Origin of the sequence: Streptomyces sp. TSRI0281 (assembly GCF_001905125.1) — a bacterium.
In the GTDB taxonomy this organism is placed as follows: domain Bacteria; phylum Actinomycetota; class Actinomycetes; order Streptomycetales; family Streptomycetaceae; genus Streptomyces.
Window position 1 is genome coordinate 6,749 of the sequence record NZ_LWLE01000035.1, and the last position, 19,055, is coordinate 25,803.

At 69.3% G+C, this 19,055-nt stretch carries 14 protein-coding genes; 6 read left to right on the forward strand and 8 right to left on the reverse strand.

Annotated features, from left to right (window positions below; genetic code table 11):
* From A6A29_RS34700 to eccD, 4 genes are all read right to left on the reverse strand, one after another.
* A partial coding sequence (locus tag A6A29_RS34700) for a M16 family metallopeptidase (protein ID WP_241838768.1) occupies positions 1 to 1,193 on the reverse strand: 1,193 nt, incomplete at its 3' end.
* Positions 1,190 to 3,403, reverse strand: a complete 2,214-nt coding sequence (locus tag A6A29_RS34705; RefSeq protein ID WP_073726624.1) for a polyribonucleotide nucleotidyltransferase — start codon at positions 3,401 to 3,403, stop codon at positions 1,190 to 1,192. The genes A6A29_RS34700 and A6A29_RS34705, both read right to left, overlap by 4 nt.
* A 272-nt stretch (positions 3,404 to 3,675) precedes the next feature.
* Positions 3,676 to 3,966, reverse strand: coding sequence for a 30S ribosomal protein S15 (gene rpsO / locus A6A29_RS34710; RefSeq protein WP_003965855.1), 291 nt, complete (start codon positions 3,964 to 3,966; stop codon positions 3,676 to 3,678).
* Positions 3,967 to 4,143: 177 nt separating this feature from the next.
* On the reverse strand, positions 4,144 to 5,622 hold the full coding sequence (gene eccD / locus A6A29_RS34715) for a type VII secretion integral membrane protein EccD (protein ID WP_073726626.1): 1,479 nt from the start codon (positions 5,620 to 5,622) through the stop codon (positions 4,144 to 4,146).
* Between the two features lie 184 nt (positions 5,623 to 5,806).
* Between eccD and eccCa the strand changes: the two genes are divergently transcribed.
* From eccCa to A6A29_RS34745, 6 genes are all read left to right on the forward strand, one after another.
* On the forward strand, positions 5,807 to 9,766 hold the full coding sequence (gene eccCa, locus A6A29_RS34720) for a type VII secretion protein EccCa (protein WP_073726628.1): 3,960 nt from the start codon (positions 5,807 to 5,809) through the stop codon (positions 9,764 to 9,766).
* A 221-nt stretch (positions 9,767 to 9,987) separates the two neighbouring features.
* Positions 9,988 to 10,440 carry a hypothetical protein gene (locus A6A29_RS34725; protein ID WP_073726630.1) on the forward strand — a complete coding sequence of 151 codons (453 nt, stop codon included), beginning with the start codon at positions 9,988 to 9,990 and terminating at the stop codon, positions 10,438 to 10,440.
* Between the two features lie 71 nt (positions 10,441 to 10,511).
* Positions 10,512 to 11,210: a hypothetical protein gene (locus A6A29_RS34730; protein ID WP_073726632.1), complete on the forward strand. Its 699-nt coding sequence runs from the start codon at positions 10,512 to 10,514 to the stop codon at positions 11,208 to 11,210.
* Between the two features lie 74 nt (positions 11,211 to 11,284).
* Entirely contained in the window at positions 11,285 to 13,576 is a 2,292-nt protein-coding gene (locus A6A29_RS34735) for a hypothetical protein (RefSeq protein WP_073726634.1), read from the forward strand.
* A gap of 3 nt (positions 13,577 to 13,579) precedes the next feature.
* Positions 13,580 to 14,596, forward strand: coding sequence for a hypothetical protein (locus A6A29_RS34740; protein ID WP_073726636.1), 1,017 nt, complete (start codon positions 13,580 to 13,582; stop codon positions 14,594 to 14,596).
* Between the two features lie 93 nt (positions 14,597 to 14,689).
* A complete protein-coding gene (locus A6A29_RS34745) occupies positions 14,690 to 14,923 on the forward strand; it encodes a DUF397 domain-containing protein (RefSeq protein WP_073726638.1) in 234 nt (77 codons plus the stop codon).
* Between the two features lie 118 nt (positions 14,924 to 15,041).
* Here the strand turns inward: A6A29_RS34745 and A6A29_RS34750 are convergent, their stop codons facing one another.
* The 4 genes from A6A29_RS34750 to eccB all read right to left on the reverse strand — a co-directional run bounded on the left by A6A29_RS34750 (position 15,042) and on the right by eccB (position 18,830).
* Positions 15,042 to 15,347 (reverse strand): WXG100 family type VII secretion target, encoded by a 306-nt coding sequence (locus tag A6A29_RS34750; protein ID WP_073726640.1) that lies wholly within the window; start codon positions 15,345 to 15,347, stop codon positions 15,042 to 15,044.
* A gap of 52 nt (positions 15,348 to 15,399) precedes the next feature.
* Positions 15,400 to 15,750, reverse strand: coding sequence for a WXG100 family type VII secretion target (locus tag A6A29_RS34755; RefSeq protein WP_073726642.1), 351 nt, complete (start codon positions 15,748 to 15,750; stop codon positions 15,400 to 15,402).
* Positions 15,751 to 16,009: 259 nt separating this feature from the next.
* Complete coding sequence (gene mycP / locus A6A29_RS34760) at positions 16,010 to 17,239, reverse strand: type VII secretion-associated serine protease mycosin (RefSeq protein ID WP_073726644.1); 1,230 nt, start codon at positions 17,237 to 17,239, stop codon at positions 16,010 to 16,012.
* Positions 17,240 to 17,285: 46 nt separating this feature from the next.
* The gene (eccB, locus tag A6A29_RS34765; protein WP_073726646.1) at positions 17,286 to 18,830 is read right to left on the reverse strand and encodes a type VII secretion protein EccB; all 1,545 of its coding nucleotides are present in this window, start codon (positions 18,828 to 18,830) and stop codon (positions 17,286 to 17,288) included.
* Positions 18,831 to 19,055 lie beyond the last annotated feature (225 nt).

Here is a 19,055-nt window from a genome sequence, read left to right on the forward strand (position 1 = left end):
ATCCGGTTCATCAGCGCGCCGGTGTCCTCCAGGCCGAGGACCGTGGAACCGGAGAGCTGACCGATGGCTCGGCCGATCTCCTCGTCGCTGAGGCCGTCGGCCGCGACGCGGTCGAGCTCGTCGCGGCAGATCTTCAGGACGTCGTGCACCTGGCTGGGCCGGCAGCCCGCGTACACGCCGAAGAGCCCGCAGTCGGCGAAGCCCGAGGTGTACGAGTACACGCTGTAGGCCAGGCCGCGCTTCTCCCGTACCTCCTGGAAGAGGCGGGAGCTCATGCCGCCGCCGAGGGCGGTGTTGAGTACGCCGAGCGCCCAGCGGCGTTCGTCGGTGCGCGCGAGACCCGGCATACCGAGGACGACGTGGGCCTGCTCGGTCTTGCGGTTGAGCAGTTCCACCCGGCCGGCGGTGCGCAGGGCGCGTGAGCCCTCGCGCGGTGCCATCGGGACGGCGTCGGCGCGGGACAGGGCGCCGGAGCGCTCGAAGGCCCTGCGGACCTGACGTACGACCGTGGCGTGGTCGACGTTGCCCGCCGCGGCGACGACGAGGTGCGTGGGGTCGTAGTGCTTCTTGTAGAAGCGGTCGATCTGGCCGCGGTTCAGCGCGTTGATCGTGTCCACGGTGCCCAGGACCGGGCGGCCCAGGGGGGTGTCGCCGAGCATGGTGTGCGCGAACAGGTCGTGCACGCAGTCGCCCGGGTCGTCCTCCGTCATCGCGATCTCTTCGAGGATGACTCCGCGCTCGGCGTCGACGTCCTCGGGGTTGATCAGCGAGCCTGTCAGCATGTCGCAGACGACATCGATGGCCAGTGGCAGGTCCGTGTCGAGGACCCGGGCGTAGTAGCAGGTGTACTCCTTCGCCGTGAAGGCGTTCATCTCGCCGCCGACCGCGTCGAGCGCGGCGGAGATGTCGAGGGCACTGCGCTTGGCCGTGCCCTTGAAGAGGAGGTGTTCGAGGTAGTGCGTCGCGCCGTTCAGGGTGGGGGTCTCGTCGCGTGATCCGACGTTGGCCCAGATCCCGAAGGTGGCGGAGCGTACGGAGGGCAGCGTTTCGGTGACGATGCGCAGACCGCCCGGGAGGACGGTGCGGCGGACCGTACCGATGCCGTTGGTGCCCTTGAGAAGCGTCTGGGTACGGGCGACGGCCCGCGCCTTGGAAGAGGTGCGGGCCGTCGTCACGGAACTACGGGACGTCACTTGGCGGCGTCGTCCTTCTCGTCGGCCTCTTCGCCCTCGACCACGGGGATCAGGGAGAGCTTGCCGCGGGAGTCGATCTCGGCGATCTCGACCTGGACCTTGGCACCGACGCCGAGCACGTCCTCGACGTTCTCCACGCGCTTGCCACCGGCGAGCTTGCGGATCTGCGAGATGTGCAGCAGGCCGTCCCTGCCGGGCATGAGGGAGACGAACGCACCGAAGGTGGTGGTCTTGACGACCGTGCCCAGGTAACGCTCGCCGACCTCCGGCATGGTCGGGTTGGCGATCGCGTTGATCGTGGCGCGCGCGGCCTCGGCCTGCGAGCCCTGCTGGGCACCGATGTAGATGGTGCCGTCGTCCTCGATCGTGATGTCGGCGCCGGTGTCCTCCTGGATCTGGTTGATCATCTTGCCCTTGGGGCCGATGACCTCACCGATCTTGTCCACCGGGATCTTGACGGTGATGATCCGCGGGGCGTTCGGGGACATCTCGTCCGGGACGTCGATGGCCTCGTTCATGACGTCCAGGATGTGCAGACGCGCGTCACGGGCCTGCTTCAGCGCGGCGGCCAGGACCGAGGCGGGGATGCCGTCGAGCTTGGTGTCGAGCTGGAGCGCGGTCACGAACTGCTTCGTACCGGCGACCTTGAAGTCCATGTCGCCGAAGGCGTCCTCCGCACCGAGGATGTCGGTGAGGGCGACGTAGTGCGTCTTGCCGTCGATCTCCTGCGAGATCAGGCCCATGGCGATACCGGCGACGGCGGCCTTGAGCGGCACACCGGCGTTCAGCAGCGACATGGTGGAGGCGCAGACCGAGCCCATGGACGTCGAGCCGTTGGAGCCCAGCGCCTCGGAGACCTGGCGGATCGCGTAGGGGAACTCCTCGCGCGAGGGCAGGACCGGAACGATCGCGCGCTCGGCGAGTGCGCCGTGGCCGATCTCGCGGCGCTTGGGCGAGCCCACGCGGCCGGTCTCACCGACGGAGTACGGCGGGAAGTTGTAGTTGTGCATGTAGCGCTTGCGGGTCACCGGGGAAAGGGTGTCCAGCTGCTGCTCCATACGGAGCATGTTGAGGGTGGTGACGCCCAGGATCTGGGTCTCGCCACGCTCGAAGAGCGCCGAGCCGTGCACGCGCGGGATGGCCTCGACCTCGGCGGCGAGCGTACGGATGTCCGTGACGCCGCGGCCGTCGATGCGGACCTTGTCCTTGATGACGCGCTCGCGGACCAGCTTCTTGGTCAGCGAACGGTACGCGGCGGAGATCTCCTTCTCGCGGCCCTCGAAGGCCGGGAGCAGCTTCTCGGCGGCGATCTCCTTGACGCGGTCCAGCTCGGCCTCGCGGTCCTGCTTGCCGGCGATGGTGAGCGCCTGGGTCAGCTCGGAGGTGACGGCGCTGGAGAGCGCGTCGAAGACGTCGTCCTGGTAGTCCAGGAAGACCGGGAACTCGCCGACCGGCTTGGCGGCCTTGGAGGCCAGGTCGGACTGGGCCTTGCAGAGCGCCTTGATGAAGGGCTTCGCGGCGTCCAGACCGGCGGCGACGATCTCCTCGGTGGGAGCCTCGGCGCCGTCCTTGACGAGCTGGATGGTCTTCTCGGTGGCCTCGGCCTCGACCATCATGATCGCGACGTCGCCGTCCTCCAGGACGCGACCGGCGACGACCATGTCGAAGACGGTGTCCTCAAGCTCGGTGTGCGTCGGGAACGCGACCCACTGGCCCTTGATCAGGGCGACGCGGGTGGCGCCGATCGGGCCGGAGAAGGGCAGGCCCGCCAGGATGGTGGAGCAGGAGGCGGCGTTGATCGCGACCACGTCGTACAGGTGGTCGGGGTTGAGCGCCATGATCGTCTCGACGATCTGGATCTCGTTGCGCAGGCCCTTCTTGAAGGAGGGGCGCAGCGGGCGGTCGATCAGGCGGCAGGTGAGGATCGCGTCCTCGGAGGGCCGGCCCTCACGACGGAAGAAGGAGCCGGGGATCTTGCCGGCCGCGTACTGCCGCTCCTCGACGTCCACCGTGAGGGGGAAGAAGTCGAGGTTGTCCTTGGGCCGCTTGGAAGCGGTGGTGGCCGACAGCACCATGGTGTCGTCGTCCAGGTACGCGACGGCGGAGCCGGCGGCCTGCTTGGCCAGGCGGCCCGTCTCGAAGCGGATGGTGCGGGTGCCGAAGGTTCCGTTGTCGATAACGGCCTCGGCGTAGTGGGTCTCGTTCTCCACTAGTGATTTCTCCATACTCGTCGTCTTTCGTCCCCCTGCCCGTGTGGCGGGGGACGGTGCAGGAGAAGCGCACCGTGTGTGCGGGCCGGTCTTCGATCGAAGCTCCCGGGCGTTGTCCCGGGGGCCACTACCGAGGACCGGCGGCGGCGTCGCTGCGCCTCTCCTCGTTCTGGTGTCGTACGCCCAGATTACTGAGCTTGACACCGGTCGTGCACGTACGGCAAAGGGAGCGGTCCCCCAGAAGACGGGAACCGCTCCCTTTCACAGCGTCCTTACTTGGCGCCGCCGGCCGCGCCGCGGCGGATGCCGAGGCGGTCGACGAGCGCACGGAAGCGCTGGATGTCCTTCTTGGCAAGGTACTGCAGGAGGCGGCGACGCTGGCCGACCAGGATCAGCAGACCACGACGGGAGTGGTGGTCGTGCTTGTGCGTCTTGAGGTGCTCCGTCAGGTCCGAGATCCGGCGGGAGAGCATGGCGACCTGAACCTCGGGGGAACCGGTGTCACCCTCCTTCTGGGCGAACTCGGACATGATCTGCTTCTTCGTAGCGGCGTCGAGCGGCACGCGTACTCCTCTGTGATGTTCGATGCGCCCACGAGTGCTCCTGGTCTTGATCGCAGGAGAGCTTCCATGACTCGGAGGCGAAGGTCCGATGAGCGCAGTCCCCAGGATGATCCGGAGACGCGTACACAAACGGCCACCAGCCAGAGTACCAGCCATTCGGAGCGCTCCTGCCGGGCCTCAGCTGGTGAGGGCCCTGGCCTTCGCGAAGACGTCGAGCACGGCCAGGCAGAGCGGGACCAGGGAGAGCAGCAGGGCGCTCTCGGTGAGGTCGAGGAGGCGGCCCCAGAAGGGTGAGAGTCCCTTGCGCGGGATGACGAGGCCGATCGCGGTGAACAGGGCCGCGCCCGCGGCCACGGCCGCGGAGAGCCAGATCGTACGGATGTCCAGGGAGCCGCGGTCACCGTAGCGGACCAGGTCGTACAGCAGGTCCGTCGGCGGGTTCAGGGAGAGGCCGAGGACGAGCAGGGTGATGGCGCCGATGCCCGCCACCAGGACGCAGGCGACCTGGGAGGTGTAGCGGAACAGGCGGGCGCGGAGCAGCATCGCGAGTCCTGCGGCGAGCGCGAGGATCTGGCCCCAGATGTTGTCCGAGAAGCCGAGGACCGCGGCGGACCCGACGGCCACGGCGGCGCAGCCGCCGACCAGGCCCAGGAGCATCTCGTGGCCTCGGCGGGCCTGGGCGGCGATGCGCTCGGCGTCGACGGGCTCGGGGTCGCCCGTGAGGGCGTTCGGGTCGGCGAAGTCGTCCTCGTAACCACCGGGGGCGGTGCGCGGTGAGGCGTAACCGATGGGCAGCCGGGCGAAGCGGGCGGAGAGGCCGGGCAGGAAGGCGACGAGACCGAGTGCCACCGGGGCGCAGACGGCGGCGGTCTGGGTGGCCGATGCCTCGGTGAGGATCGCGAGGAAGGTGGCCAGGGTGCCCACGGTGGCCAGGAAGGTGGCCGCGACGAAGGGCGCGTCACCGCTGGGGGTGAGGGCGACCAGGACGACCGAGGCGAGCAGGACGGCGACGCAGCCGAGCAGGAACTGGAGCCGGCCGGGTCCCTGGCCGGCGTCCGGGCCGACGATGCCGGAGCCGGCGATGAGGACGAGCGGGAGTGCGCCCAGGCCGAGGGCGACGGCCGTGGCGCGGTCCGTGTAGACCCGGGCGCGTACGCCGGCGAAGGCGGTCAGCAGCAGTCCCGCGGAGCCCGCGATGATGCCGGGCAGGCTGTGCATGTCGTGCCGGACCGGGTCGGCGAACCAGAGCACGAAGCCCATGAGGACGAGCAGCAGGACGCCGCCGACCAGGCCTGCGCCGCGCAGGAGTTCGTCGCTCCACAGATGGCGGTCGCGGGTGACGGCCGAGGCGACGGCGTCCGAGACGTCGTCGAAGACGGCGGGCGGCAGCGACTGCGCGAACGGGCGCAGGCTGAGCAGTTCGCCGTCGAGCACCTGCTGGGCGGCAAGGGTTCTGGCGCCGTCCAGGACCGTGCCGTCGCGGCGTACGAGGTGAAAGCCGGTCGGCGTTCCGGCCGCCTGCGTCTGGCCCGTGAGACGCAGGATCTCCGGGTAGACGTCGGCGACGGCGATGTCTTCCGGCAGGGCGACGTCGATCCGGCTGTCGGGCGCCACGACAGTGACGCGGCAGAAACCCGTCGCTGCGGTCGTACTCACGTGTCTGGTCCCCCTGATTCGCGGTTGCGCACAGTGCGCGCGCCACCCTACCGGGAGGTGGGCGGGTCATCTGCAAGTAGGATCGCCGTCGCGCGGAGGGAAGTCCGCGCACACGCAGCCACGGGGGCGTCGGTGCGGACCAGACCGGCCTTCCGCCCGTCCGTATTGAGGGATTGATGTTCCGGTGAGCCAGATCGTCGTGAAACGACCTCCGCGGTCTCTGCCGCCGGAAGTACCCACGGAAGAATTGACGTTGGAGGCTCCTCCCGAACTGCCGCGCGGGCAGCAGGAGGGCATGCTGATGCAGATCCTGCCGGTGCTCGGCATGGGTTCCTCGGTGGTCTTCTTCTTCTCGCCGCAGGCACCTCCGTTCATGCGGATCATGGGTGTGCTGATGCTGGTTTCGACCGTCGGAATGGTGGTCGCCCAGCTTGTCCGGCATCGTCGTGGTACGCAGGGGCAAATGGCAGATGTCCGGCGCGACTACCTCAAGTACCTGGCGCAGACGCGGCGGACGGTACGCCGGACGGCGCGCTCGCAGCGCGATGTGCAGCTGTATCTGCACCCCGCGCCGGAGCAGCTGTGGTCGGTGGTCGCCGAGGGCAGCCGGGTCTGGGAACGGCGCGTCGGGGACAAGGACTTCGCGCAGGTCAGGGTCGGGCTCGGGGCGCAGCAGCTGTCGACGCCGCTGGCCGCTCCGGACACCGCGCCGGTGGATGAGCTGGAGCCGATGTGCGCCGGTGCGATGCAGCAGTTCCTGGCGGTGCACGGGTCGTTGGACGGGCTGCCGATGGCGGTCTCGATGCGGGCCTTCTACCACGTGACGGTCTCCGGGCAGCCGGAGGCGGCGCAGTCGACGGCCCGCTCGCTGGTGGCGCAGTTGGTGACGCTGCACTCCCCCGAGGATCTGATGGTCGCGGTGGTGGCGGCGCCGAGTGCGGTGGCACGCTGGGACTGGACGAAGTGGCTGCCGCACACGCAGGTTCCCGGGCAGGTCGACGGGGCCGGTACGAAGCGGCTGTTCGGTGATGATCTGGGCGAGCTGGAGCAGTTGCTGGCGAGCCGGCTGGACGGGCGGCCGCGGTTCGGCCGGGAGAGCCAGCCGGTGCTGGACCAGCCGCATGTCGTGGTGGTCCTGGACGGCGGGATGGTGCCGCCGGATTCGCTGTTCGCGGCGGCCGAGGGTCTGCAGGGCGTGACGATCGTCGAGGTGGTCTCCGGTGAGCTGGACGAGCAGCGCGGTGGCCTTTCGGTGGTGGTACGGCCGGGGCTGCTGAGGCTGGAGTCCGGTGCGAGGCTCGCGTACGAGGGGTTGCCGGACGGGATGTCGCTGCCGGCCGCCGAGGCGCTGGCCAGGCAGCTCGCCCCGCTGCGGGTGGGCGGGGGCGACGACGACGAACCGCTGCTGGCCAACCTGGACTTCACGGATCTGCTGAATCTGGGGGACGCGGGTTCGGTCGATGTGGCGCGTACCTGGCGGCCGCGTTCGGTGTCGGAGCGGCTGCGGGTGCCGATCGGTATCGGCGAGGACGGCCAGCCGGTGATGCTGGACCTGAAGGAGGCCGCGCAGGAGGGCATGGGGCCGCACGGGCTGTGTGTCGGTGCGACCGGTTCCGGCAAGTCGGAGCTGCTGCGGACGCTGGTGCTGGGGCTCGCGGTCACGCACTCGTCGGAGACGCTGAACTTCGTCCTCGCGGACTTCAAGGGCGGCGCGACGTTCGCGGGGATGTCGCAGATGCCGCATGTGGCGGCGGTCATCACCAACCTGGCGGACGACCTGACGCTGGTGGACCGCATGGGTGACGCGATCCGCGGTGAGCTCCAGCGCCGTCAGGAGCTGCTGCGGTCGGCGGGCAACTACGCCAACATGCACGACTACGAGAAGGCGCGGGCCGCGGGTGCCGCGCTGGAGCCGCTGGCCTCGCTGGTCCTGGTGATCGACGAGTTCTCCGAACTCCTCACCGCGAAGCCGGACTTCATCGACATGTTCATCCAGATCGGCCGCATCGGCCGTTCGCTGGGTGTGCATCTGCTGCTGGCCTCGCAGCGTCTGGAGGAGGGCAAGCTGCGCGGTCTGGACACGTATCTCTCCTACCGGGTCGGTCTGCGGACCTTCTCGGCCGCGGAGTCGCGTACGGCGCTGGGTGTGCCGGACGCGTACCACCTGCCGTCGGTGCCCGGTTCCGGCTATCTCAAGTTCGGTACGGACGAGATGACCCGGTTCAAGGCGGCGTACGTGTCGGGGACGTACCGCACGGGCGGCCCCGATCTGTCGGTGGGGCAGCTGCCGATCGAGCGGCGGCCCGCGGTGTTCAGTGCCGCTCCGGTGCCGGTGGTGTACGCGGCCCCGGATCCGGCGCAGTTGGCGGCGGCCCGTTCGGCGGCGGACGACGACGCGCTGGCCGACACGGTGCTCGATGTGATCGTGCGGCGTCTTGAGGGCCAGGGGGTGCCGGCCCACCAGGTGTGGCTGCCGCCGCTGGACCGGGCGCCGACGCTGGACCAGTTGCTGCCGGGGCTCGCGCCGACGTCGGACCGGGGGTTCTCCTCGACCGAGTACACGCGTCCGGGTGGTCTGACCGTACCGCTGGGGCTGATCGACAAGCCGTTCGAGCAGCGGCGTGAGGTGCTGTACCGGGACTTCTCCGGTGCGGCCGGTCACATGATGGTGGTCGGTGGTCCGCAGTCCGGGAAGTCGACCATGATGCGGGCGCTGGTCTCCTCGTTCGCGCTCACCCACACCCCGCACGAGGTGCAGTTCTACGGTCTCGACTTCGGTGGTGGCGGTCTCGTGTCGCTGGCGGAGCTGCCGCACGTCGGTGGGATGGCCTCCCGGCTGGACCCGGAGCGGGTGCGCCGTACGGTCGCCGAGGTGGCCGGGGTCCTCAACCGGCGCGAGGAGTTCTTCCGCGCCCACTCCATCGACTCGATCGCCACCTACCGGCGCAAGCGCGCCCGGGGTGAGCTGCCCGGCGAGCCGTGGGGCGATGTGTTCCTGGTGATCGACGGCTGGGGCGGCTTCCGGGCCGAGTACGAGATGCTGGAGCAGACCGTCACCGACATCGCCTCGCGCGGTCTCGGGTACGGCATCCATGTGATCATCACGGCGGCCAGGTACATGGAGGTCCGGGCGGCGCTGAAGGACCAGATCCTCGGCCGGCTCGAACTGCGGCTGGGCGATGTGATGGACTCCGAGTTCGACCGCAAGGTCGCCTCGAACGTGCCCGCGGGGGTGCCCGGCCGTGGTCAGGTGCCGGAGAAGCTGCACTTCATGGGCGCTCTGCCGCGTATCGACTCCGTCAGCAGCGGCGCGGATCTCTCCGACGGCACCGCGGCGTTCGTCGGGGCGGTGAAGGCGAACTGGTCGGGGCCCTCCGCACCCGCGGTGCGCCTGCTGCCGCGCAAGCTGCCCGCGGACCAGCTGCCCAAGGGCTTCGAGTTCCCGGAGCGGGGCATCGCGATCGGGATCGACGAGACGGCGCTGGAGCCGGTGTTCGTCAACTTCGAGACGGACCCGTTCTTCCTGATCTTCGGCGAGAGCGAGTCCGGCAAGACCAACCTGCTGCGGCTGATCGCCAAGCAGATCGCGGAGCGGTACTCCCCCGACGAGGCGAAGCTCGTCGTCGGCGACTACCGGCGGGCGCTGCTGGGCGCGCTGCCGGAATCCCATCTGCTGGAGTACGCGCCGATGGCCAGCTCCATGCAGATGCACATGGAGGCGTTGTCGGGGGTGTTCGCGCGGCGCCAGCCGCCGACGGATGTGACTCCTCAGCAGCTGCGGGACCGCAGTTGGTGGAGCGGTCCGCAGATCTTCATCATCGTGGACGACTACGACCTGGTGGCGACGAACGCGGGCAATCCGCTGGCTCCGCTGGCGGAGTATCTGCCGTTCGCCCGGGACACCGGGGTGCGGTTCATCATCGCCCGCAACTCGGCGGGGGCGTCGAGGTCGATGTACGAGTCGTTCATGCAGCGGATCAAGGAACTGGGCGCGCAGGGCGTCGTCCTGTCCGGCGATCCGGGCGAGGGCGAGCTGATCGGGTCGGTGCGCGGCCACGTGATGCCGCCGGGGCGCGGGTATTTCGCGTCACGCAGGCGCGGTACGCCGCTGGTGCAGATCGGGCGGTTGCCGGAGCAGCACTGAGACAGTGCCGTCGGTGTCGACCGGGGCCCCCGCGCGATGTGTGCGCGGGGGCCCCGGTGCGTTCCGGGGGTCGGGGGTGTTCGCGGGCGCAGGTTTCGGGCCTGCGGGGGCGGGGCCGGACCGTGACCGGTAGCCACCATGTATTAGCGTCGAGTGGGTGATCCATCGGTGCGCCCGGACACGGCGGCACCGTCCACAGGCATGCGATACGGGGGAATCTGATGGGCTTCGACGACGAGTGGGCCACGCTGCGCGCGGAGGCCACTCAACGGCAGAGCACGAGTATGCGGCTGAACAGCGCCGACGACGGCCCGCCGCCCGGCCTCGGCGGGCAGGTCCTGGCCTCGACGCCCGCGGAGAAGGCAGCCGCCGCGAACACCATCCAGAACGAGTTGGAGGGCAGTACCCAGAAGTCCACCAACTGGGCGGACGAGTCGTCGGCCGCGGCGGCCAGGGAGTTCACCGACTGGGCCACCGGTCCAGCCATCACCAAGCTGGGCGAGACCTGGGACAAACAGGTCAAGACGCTAATGGGCCGGCTCAGCTCGGAAAAGAACGGCCTGCGCGGAGCGGCCAACGGCTTCGCCCGCACCGACCTGGACATCAATTCCCAGTTCTCGCCGCTGCTCAAGCCGCAGTACGGGCCGTGGGCGTCCGGCCTCGGCGGGGTATAGGGCGGAAGCAGATCATGACCCGGCACCCGTTGCCCCTCCCCCGTACCCACAGGACGAAAGGCCCCGGCGCCATGGAACGCACACGACTCCGGCGCGGTGCCGCCCTGACCTTGCTGCTCGCGACGGCGCTGCTGACCGGTTGCCAGCAGGGCGATGGTGACGGTGGATCCAGCGCTTCCGACGCGGGGACGGGGAAGGCGGCCGGTCCCGTGAGCGTCTCCGCGCTCCGGGCGGCCGCGGACAAGGTCGGGCCGGACGGGGCGGACGACTGCCCGCTCCCGTACGACATCGCCCGCGCGGCCAAGGCGGCGGGGCTGTCCGGGGAGACGGGTGCCGGTGCCGCCGCGGGCGGCGACGCGGACGCGTCTGCCGTCACCGCCGAGAACGGGCGCGGCACTGAGGGGCCGGGCGGATTCGCGGCCAACCCCGGGGCGTTGGTCAGCTGCCTCTTCCATGTGGGCGCCGGCACCGTGGAAGTACACACGATCGCCGCGGAATCGGCGTCGGCCGAGAACCTGCTGGCCCCGGTGATCATGGCTGCCGGCGGGTTCTCGACCGAGCAGCTGACCGCGTACCTCAAGCGCACGGGGACGGGCGCGCCGGGCGAGGCGGTGGCCTCCGAGAACGGCGACTGCGTCACCGTGCGGGTGAAGCCCACCGATGGCGGCGACGCCTCGCTGGTGGTGACGGCGGGCGAAGCCGGAAGGCCCGGACCCGGCCGCGAGAAGCTCTCGGGCCTCGCCCTGGCCCTGCACGCGCAGCTCGCCTGAGATCCGGCCGCCACCACGCAGGGCCGGGCCGCGCCGACCGGCCGCTTCGACAAACACAGCACCAGGGGGAAAACATGCTCACCTACAGCGAGGTCATGACGACCGACCTGAGCAAGCTGACCGCGGCCGCGGACAAGTGGGACGACGCGGCCGCAGAGATCAAGAAGGTCGAGAACCGGTACAAGGACAGCGTTCAGTGCATCACGCTCGGCCAGTCCTGGTCCGGGCTGAGCGCGAACACCGCGCAGATGAACTTCGCCGCCACACGCTACGAGTACGCCGCCGCGCAGACCCAGGCCAAGGCCATAGCCTCGCTGCTGCGGGACGCGCACAACGACTTCGTACGGCTGAAGAAGAACCTGGAGAACCAGTGCGCCGCAGCGGTCACAGCGGGCATGAAGATCTCCGAGGGTGGCGTGGCCACCTACGACTACGCGAAACTCACGGAAGGCGAACTCGCGGCCACCCGGCACGACCCGGACTACGCGGAGAGCATCCGCAAATCCGTGGCGTCCTGGTCGAAAGCGATCGACGACTGCGTCAAGGCGGTGGACGACGCCGACCAGGGCGTGAAGATCGCGTTGGAGGCCGTCACCAAGGACGGGTACGGGGACAGGAACGACAACACGCTGGGCACCGGCTTCAACGCGCACGCCCAGGGCGACGTGGAGAAGTACGAGGCGGAGAACACCAAGGACATCGCCACTCGTATCAACAACGGTGACAAGGTCTCCGCGGCCGACATGGCAGAGTTCCAGCGCTCGGTGCGGGACAACTCGCACGACAAGGCCTTCTCCCAGACGCTTCTCAACGGGCTGGGCCCGGACGGGCTGATCAAGGTCAACAACAAGCTCAACGACCGCGCCTACGACTCGGACAAGAAGAACAAGGACCAGTACCTGGAGATCCAGAAGGGCCTGGCCAACTCCGCCGCCACCGCTACCCAGGTGCCGGGAAGCGTCAAGGACGCACCGCCCGGATCGGAGGCGTTCAAGAGGTGGAAGGCATCCGACGAGGGCAGGTTCTACCGGGAGTGGACGGACAAACTCGACAGCTCCGGCACCAAGAACTTCGGCTCGAACACCCAGCCGCTTTACGGCTACCAGTCGTTCGTCAGCATGATGCAGCACGCGGACACGAAGTTCGACGATCAATTCCTGTACGAGCTGGGCGATGATCTCATCGCCGCCGAGAAGAAGCAGGACGGCATCTTCACGTTGTGGGGCGGCGGTCGCAAGGGCATCGAGAGCGACCCGATCGATGGCCTCCTCGGTGTCATGAGCAAGAACCCGGACGCCGCCACCGCCTTCTTCGACTCGCAGGGCAACGGTGCGGCCGGCGACAGGGTGTCCAACGACCACCTGACTTACCTGCTCGGCGGCGGTGACGACGCTCGCGACTGGCCGAAGAACACGGTCACCGGCTACGGCATCACGACGTTCGACGACCCGACGTCCAAGATCGGCCTCGGTCTTGCCCTGGAGGCGGCGACAACGGGCCGCGAACCCAACACCGGGGGCGCTTCGTTCGGCCACCACTCGGAGGCGCAGGCCCGGGTGATGCAGGAGACCATCAGCGTCCTGGACCAGGATTCCAAGGGCGACACGATCCCGCAGAACCTGAAGGTGCCCCTCGGCCGTGCACTGTCCGACTACACCGTCGACACCCACGCCATCCTCAGCGGTACCGCCCCGGGCAGCCCCACCGGTGGCGACGCGATCACCGCCCGCGGCGACGAGTCCGGAATCACCAATTCCAAGCACAGCCTTCTGCGTGTGATGCGTGGCGTTTCGGACGCCGCGTACGGGCAGACGGCCGACGGCGAGCCCGTGCTCGTCTACGACATGCTGTACGAGAACGAGAAGCGGTACGCGGCCGAGTACCTCCTTACCGCGAAGGACGCTCCACCGGAGCAGGTGGGCAATGTCGTCGGCGACTGGGACAACAAGGCACGCCACGTCGGCGAGGTGTACGGGGCGATGAACGCCATCGGCTCCGACATGACCCTCGACGACCGCGACACCAAGATCGGGAACCTCAACGACGAGATGCGCTACACGTACCACGGCGTCGGCGGCCTCTTCACACAGATCCCGGTCGTGGGCGACCCCATCCAGCGCATGGTCGACGCGGCCACCTACGAGTACTCGAAGGACGTCGCCGCTGAGGCGGAGGACGCCGCCCGCGCCAAGGAGAGCACCAACACCTCGGCGGGGATCGCGGGCACGAACCAGCTCCTCGACGCGTGGGGGAACGAACGAGGCTTCGCGGGCACGGACGCGCACGACCATGCCAAGGGCGAAGCCAAGCAGAGTTACATCACCGGGCGCGAAGACGCGTACTCGGCGCTGCGCACGAGGAAGTAGGACATGACACAAGGCAAGGGCAACCGGGCACCCCGGTGGAAGTGGATCGCTCCGGTAGTGGCGCTCGGTGTCGTGCTCGCGGCCGTCCATGTGTGGCTGAACACCAACCTCTTCGCCGACGACGACGTGTGCGGGGGCCTCGTGTCGACGGCGCGGGCCGACTCGGTGCTGTCCGGGGGCGGCCGTATCTCCGACGGGGACGGCCCGGACGGCCGGCCGGGCGACGCATGGGAATTCTCCTGCACCGTCGAGTCCTCGTCCCTCCTGCCCGGGGCGGAGAAGGGGCACCTGAGGATCTCGGGGACCCACGAGCGGGGCGACTTCGCCTTCACGGACGGCCGCTGGCCCACTCCCGCCACGGTGTCCTTCTTCTCCGGACCGGCGACCGGCGGAGTGGGCAAGGACCACGGCTGGGTGCTCCTGCCGGCCGACTGCGCGAAGACGGCCCCGGCCATCATCGAGGGCTACGCGCCCCAGGGCTCCGACCCCACGGCACTGGCCGGGCTCCTGACCGACGTGGCGAACAGGGCGGCGGAACGGGCGGGGTGCGCGCCGGACCGGCCGCTCACCGCACCCGGCACGCTCCCGGCCGTCCCGGCCGCGCAGAAGGTCCCGGACGACGCGGTGTGCGGCATCGAGGGACTGGCCTTCCCCGGCCCGGTCGCGGGAAGGGAAGCGGCACGCCAGACGGTCCAGGGACGGACCGGTCCCACCTGGGCCTGCGAGGTGAGCGGGCACGCGTCCTTCGTCGTGACGCGGGAGCCGCGCGTCCTGGACGCGATCACCTCCTCCCCCGGCTTCGGGAAGCAGCCACGGATCGCGGGCCTGCGTGTCTCGGGCTTCGACCAACGGCACGTGGTGGCCGACTGCTCGGGCACACCGACGTACTTCTCGATGGAGCTCGGTCCCACGTACACAGCCGCCCTCGAATCGCCTGACACCCCCTCCCCCAGGGCTGTCTTCGCCGACTTCGTCGCCACTGCGGGCAAGAGCTTCGGCTGCTCCACCACGACTCCGTGAACCGGGTCCGACCCCGCCCCCGGTGCCGGTGTGCGGAGATAGCCTGCACAGGGCGAGGAGCACGTTCCCGCCGCACGAGAGGAAAGGCAACTGATGGGCACGCAAGCGGAGAAGGACGAGCTGTACGCGCTCGACATCTCGGGGGTGGAGTGGCTCAGTGCCCCGGGCACGGAGGAGGCGGAGGAGCGCGTCGAGATCGCGCATCTGCCGGGCGGGGCCGTGGCGATGCGGTCCTCGCTGGATCCGGATACCGTGCTGCGGTACACGGAGGCCGAGTGGACCGCGTTCGTGCTGGGCGCCCGTGACGGCGAGTTCGACCTGAAGTAGACGTGGCGCGACGCGAGAGGGGCACGCTCGGGTGGGAGCGTGCCCCTCTCGCGCGTGCGTGGGAGCCCGTGTGCCGCCGTGGGCGCGCCGCGGCGGCGCACGGGCCGGAACGCGTGGGTCAGAACGCCTCGGTGAAGTAGCGCGAGGCCTTCACGTCGGTGGAGCGGTAGCTGTCCTTGCCGGACTCGATGATCTTGGCTACCTGGTCCAGCCGCTTCTGCATGTGGTCGGCCCGGCCCTTGTACTTGCTCTGGAGGTTGACGTACTCGCCGTGAGCGTCACCGTCCCAGGTGTCGGTGACGACCTTGAGGGCGGCGTCCATCTCTTCGAGGTCCTTGATGATGTTGCGCGACACCACACGGATGCGGTTCGCCATCTCCTGGACGCTCTCGTACCTGACCTTGGTGTTCGGGTCCCCAGCCATCAGTCTTCTCCTCTGTGCTCAGCGTGTGCGGTAAGGGGTGCGGCGGTTCGGATCAGACGCCGTTCAGGCCGGACGTGTTGGAGGAGGACGCCGACTCCTTCACCGCGTTGAAGGCCGCGCGGACCTCGTCGTCGTTGGCGTTGCTGAGGTTCTTGGTCTGGCCCACGGCGTTGAGCAGCACCTGGAGCAGGCGCCGGATCTCGTCGTGGTCCTCGTTGATCGTGACCTGCGCAGTCGTGAATCCCGAGGCACCGACACCCGTCCATCCCGCGCTGACCGTCGCCAGGATGTCGGCCAGTTCACGGGCCTGCTTGGACACCGCGTCGGCCGTGTCGACGATCTTGTTCTTCGCCTGGATGATCGGATCGTCGGCGAGTCCGAAACCAGCGGCGGGGTTGGTCATCCGGAGGTCCTATCTCTCAGTTCCCGAGCCTGTCCGCAGGGCGCGGTCAGGCTTCCTCTTGCCCCCGTGTGCTCCGGATAAGGAGTGGGGTATGTGCAAGGCCCAAGAAGCGCGTGGCGGTGTTCCCACGCTCTGGAATCGGACTCGGCCACTTCTCGTTCCCCCGTCACACACGTGAAGTCTGCTACCACCCTAGTCACTTCGTCATCTCTCCCCAACTGCGGTTTATAGGAGAGATCTCTTTCACGCGTCGGCGCTCTCAGCGCAAAACGCGTCGTCGCCGGACATCACGGACGACCGTCGCCGTGCCCGCCACCACGGAGACCAGTACCGCCGCCAGGGCCAGCACATAGGTGGCGTACCGCTCGCTGCGCTCCTGCGAAGTCTCCGTCATGGCCAGATGCGCCGGCTCGGGAGCGAGCGCCCTGGGCGGTGCCGGGTCCGGGCGGGCCGCCTCCTGCGGAATGTCGTCCTTGTCCCCGGAGAGTGCTCTGACCGGGTCGACGACGCCCCAGCCGACGAAGTCGTCGTGGCCGGTGACGGACCGCTCGGCGGTCTGCTCGATGCGGGCGATGATCTGGGCGGGCGTCCACGCGGGGTACTTGGCGGCCAGGAGGGCGGCGACTCCGGCGACGTACGGCGCGGAGAAGCTGGTGCCGTTGTCGGTGCACTGGCCGAAGCCCGGGACGGTGGAGACGATGTCGACGCCCGGCGCGGCGACGCCGACGAAATCACCGGCCTGTGAGAATTCGGCGCGTTCGTTGTTGCGGTCGGAGGAGGCGACGGCGAGGACACCGGGGAAGGCGGCCGGGTAGGTCTTCTTCCGCTTGCCGTCCATGCCGTCGTTGCCCGCCGAGGCGACGACGACGACGCCCCGGGAGATCGCCTTGGCCACGGCCACGCCCAGCGCCGAGTCGGGCGTCAGCGGCTTGGTGGTGTCCTGGGAGATGTTGATGACATCGGCCTTCTTCGCGAGCGCGTGCTCGATCGCGGTGGCCATCGTGGTGTCCTTGCCGCTGTTCTTCTCGTCGTTCTGCCGGATCGGGATGATGGTGGCCTCGGGAGCCAGTCCGACGAATCCGGTGCCCTTGGCGGGACGCGCGGCGATGAGGCCGGCGACCTTGGTGCCGTGACCGACCTCGTCGGTGGTGCCGTCCGCCTTGCCGCCCTTGAGCAGATTGCGGCCGGCGGAGGTGTCCACGGCGGACTTGAGCTGCGGATTGGCGTTGTCCACCCCGGTGTCGATGACCGCGATCCGGACGCCCTTGCCCTTGGTGTCCTGCCACAGTTCGTCGAGCATGACGCGCTGGAGCGGCCAGGGCCTGCCCTCGAACTGCTCCTTCATCGGGAAGGTGCATTCGCCGCTGCCGTCTATCCCGAGGCCGCCCGGTGTTTCGGGACCCCCGGCGGCGTATGCGGCCTGAGGCCCCGCCAGCACGGCCAGCGCGGCGGCCGCCGCCGTCAACAGCACGGTCTTCCGGTACAACATCTGTTCCTCTCCCCCGAGTCCCGCGAGCGACTGTCGAACGGGTGGCTTACGAGCCCTGGGGCTGGCGGGCACTGTTGGTGTCGAGCCGGGGGCCCTTGGACAGGAAGTCCGACCATTCGATGGGTACGAGCGAGGGTGTGACCTTCTCGTAGCCGAGCCGGATCTGGGCCTGACTGGCCTCGGGGCGGCCGTCCTGGGTCTGCTGGCCGCCGGTGCCGATGTCGGAGCGCTTCGCGTCGCTGTCGCCGTTGGCCTGGACCGCGTACCGCAGCCCGGTGTCGGTGACCAGGAAGAGCGAACCGTCGGGGCGGGTCTGCTTGCCCTGGACCTGGGTGTAGAGGAGGCCGCTGCCGGGGGTGACGTAGGTGCTGGTGCCACCGGCGTTGATGGAGGCGGGGTATTCGGTGCCCGCCCAGGTGCTCAGCGTCGTACGGCCGCGGTCGTCGACCTTGCGCAGCACACTGCAGACGGTGTCCCGACTGCCGCCGCCCCCGGTCGAGTTGACCTGCTGGGCCTTGTGGGCGGGCCAGCGCGGGGCCTGTCCGGCGAAGGTCCGGGCGTCCGGGACGAAGTCCTGGAGATCGGCGGAGCGGGCCTCACTGGCCAGGTTCAGGGTGGCGGTCTGCGGGGAGTTGATCAGCAGCCAGGCGGTGAATTCCGAGATGGGCTGGACCGCGCCCTCAAGCACCACGTAGTGGGCGGTGCCTTCGCCGGTACGGGTCTTGAGGACCATCCCGACCTTGTTCTCCTCGGCGGACAGCTGGCCCTCGATGTGCGCGGGGGCGCCGATGGTGCCGGGGATCTGCGGGAAGACGATGGGGCTGCCCTCGTGCAGGGTGGCCAGCCAGTCGTCGGTGACGGACTGCGGCTGCCTGGTACCGACCAGGGCGTTGGTCAGGTGTCCCTTGTCCGTGGCCACCTCGTTGACGCGGTACTTCGTGCCGCTCGCGTCGACCAGGTAGCGGGTCCTGTCCTGACCCTGGACGTACAGCACCTGTCCACCGCCGAGCTGCTTCTTGCCACCGGTCAGCTTGTGGTCGCGCTTGGCGAGGACGAACGCCGCCTTCTGCACCGTGTTGCCCTTGCCGCCGGGCTGTTCGCAGACGGCCCACTGCTTGGCGGTGCCCGCGTCCGTCGCCTCGGGGAGCCGGTCGGGGGCGTACGGAATGCCGAGGATCGGCCCGCGCGGGGGCTGGCCCTTGTCCAGGATCTTGTCGGCGACCTGGATCACGGCGAACTGCTGCGGGGTGAGCAGCAGCCGGGCCGAGGCGAGGTTGAGGACCGGGTGGAGCAGGTTCTTCCTGTTCTTGCCCTTGCCCGTGGGGAGTACCACGTAGCGGGTGGTGGAACTCTTGCCGACGATCACCTTGGTGCCCGGCTTGTCCCAGTCCTTGGGTGCCGTGGGCTTGAACATGCCCCAGGCCCCGAATCCCGCGAGGATCAGCGCGCCGACGATCAGGCTCGGGAGGACCGCCCGCAACGGCCGCGGGGCGCCCTCCTCGGTACCTGTGGGCGACGGTTGGAGGAATGCCGCGACCGTGCGCTTCTTCGCAAAGGTGTACGCGTTGAGCTCATCCCGCCGTGATGCCATGAGTCTGTCTGTCTCCCGTGTCTCCCCGCGCGGCCCAGGAGCGGACACACCCCTGCCGCCGTGCCGGACCCCCGATACCGGACCCTGGTGCCGGACCGGCCCCCTACTATGCCTGCTGAAGGCGAGTGCCTGTGGGGCGGGTAGGGTGATCCAGCCTCCAAGCCCCCGGTGGTACAGGGGCGATCGGGTTGAGTGGGGGCCTTATGAACGGGGGAATGCCGGAAT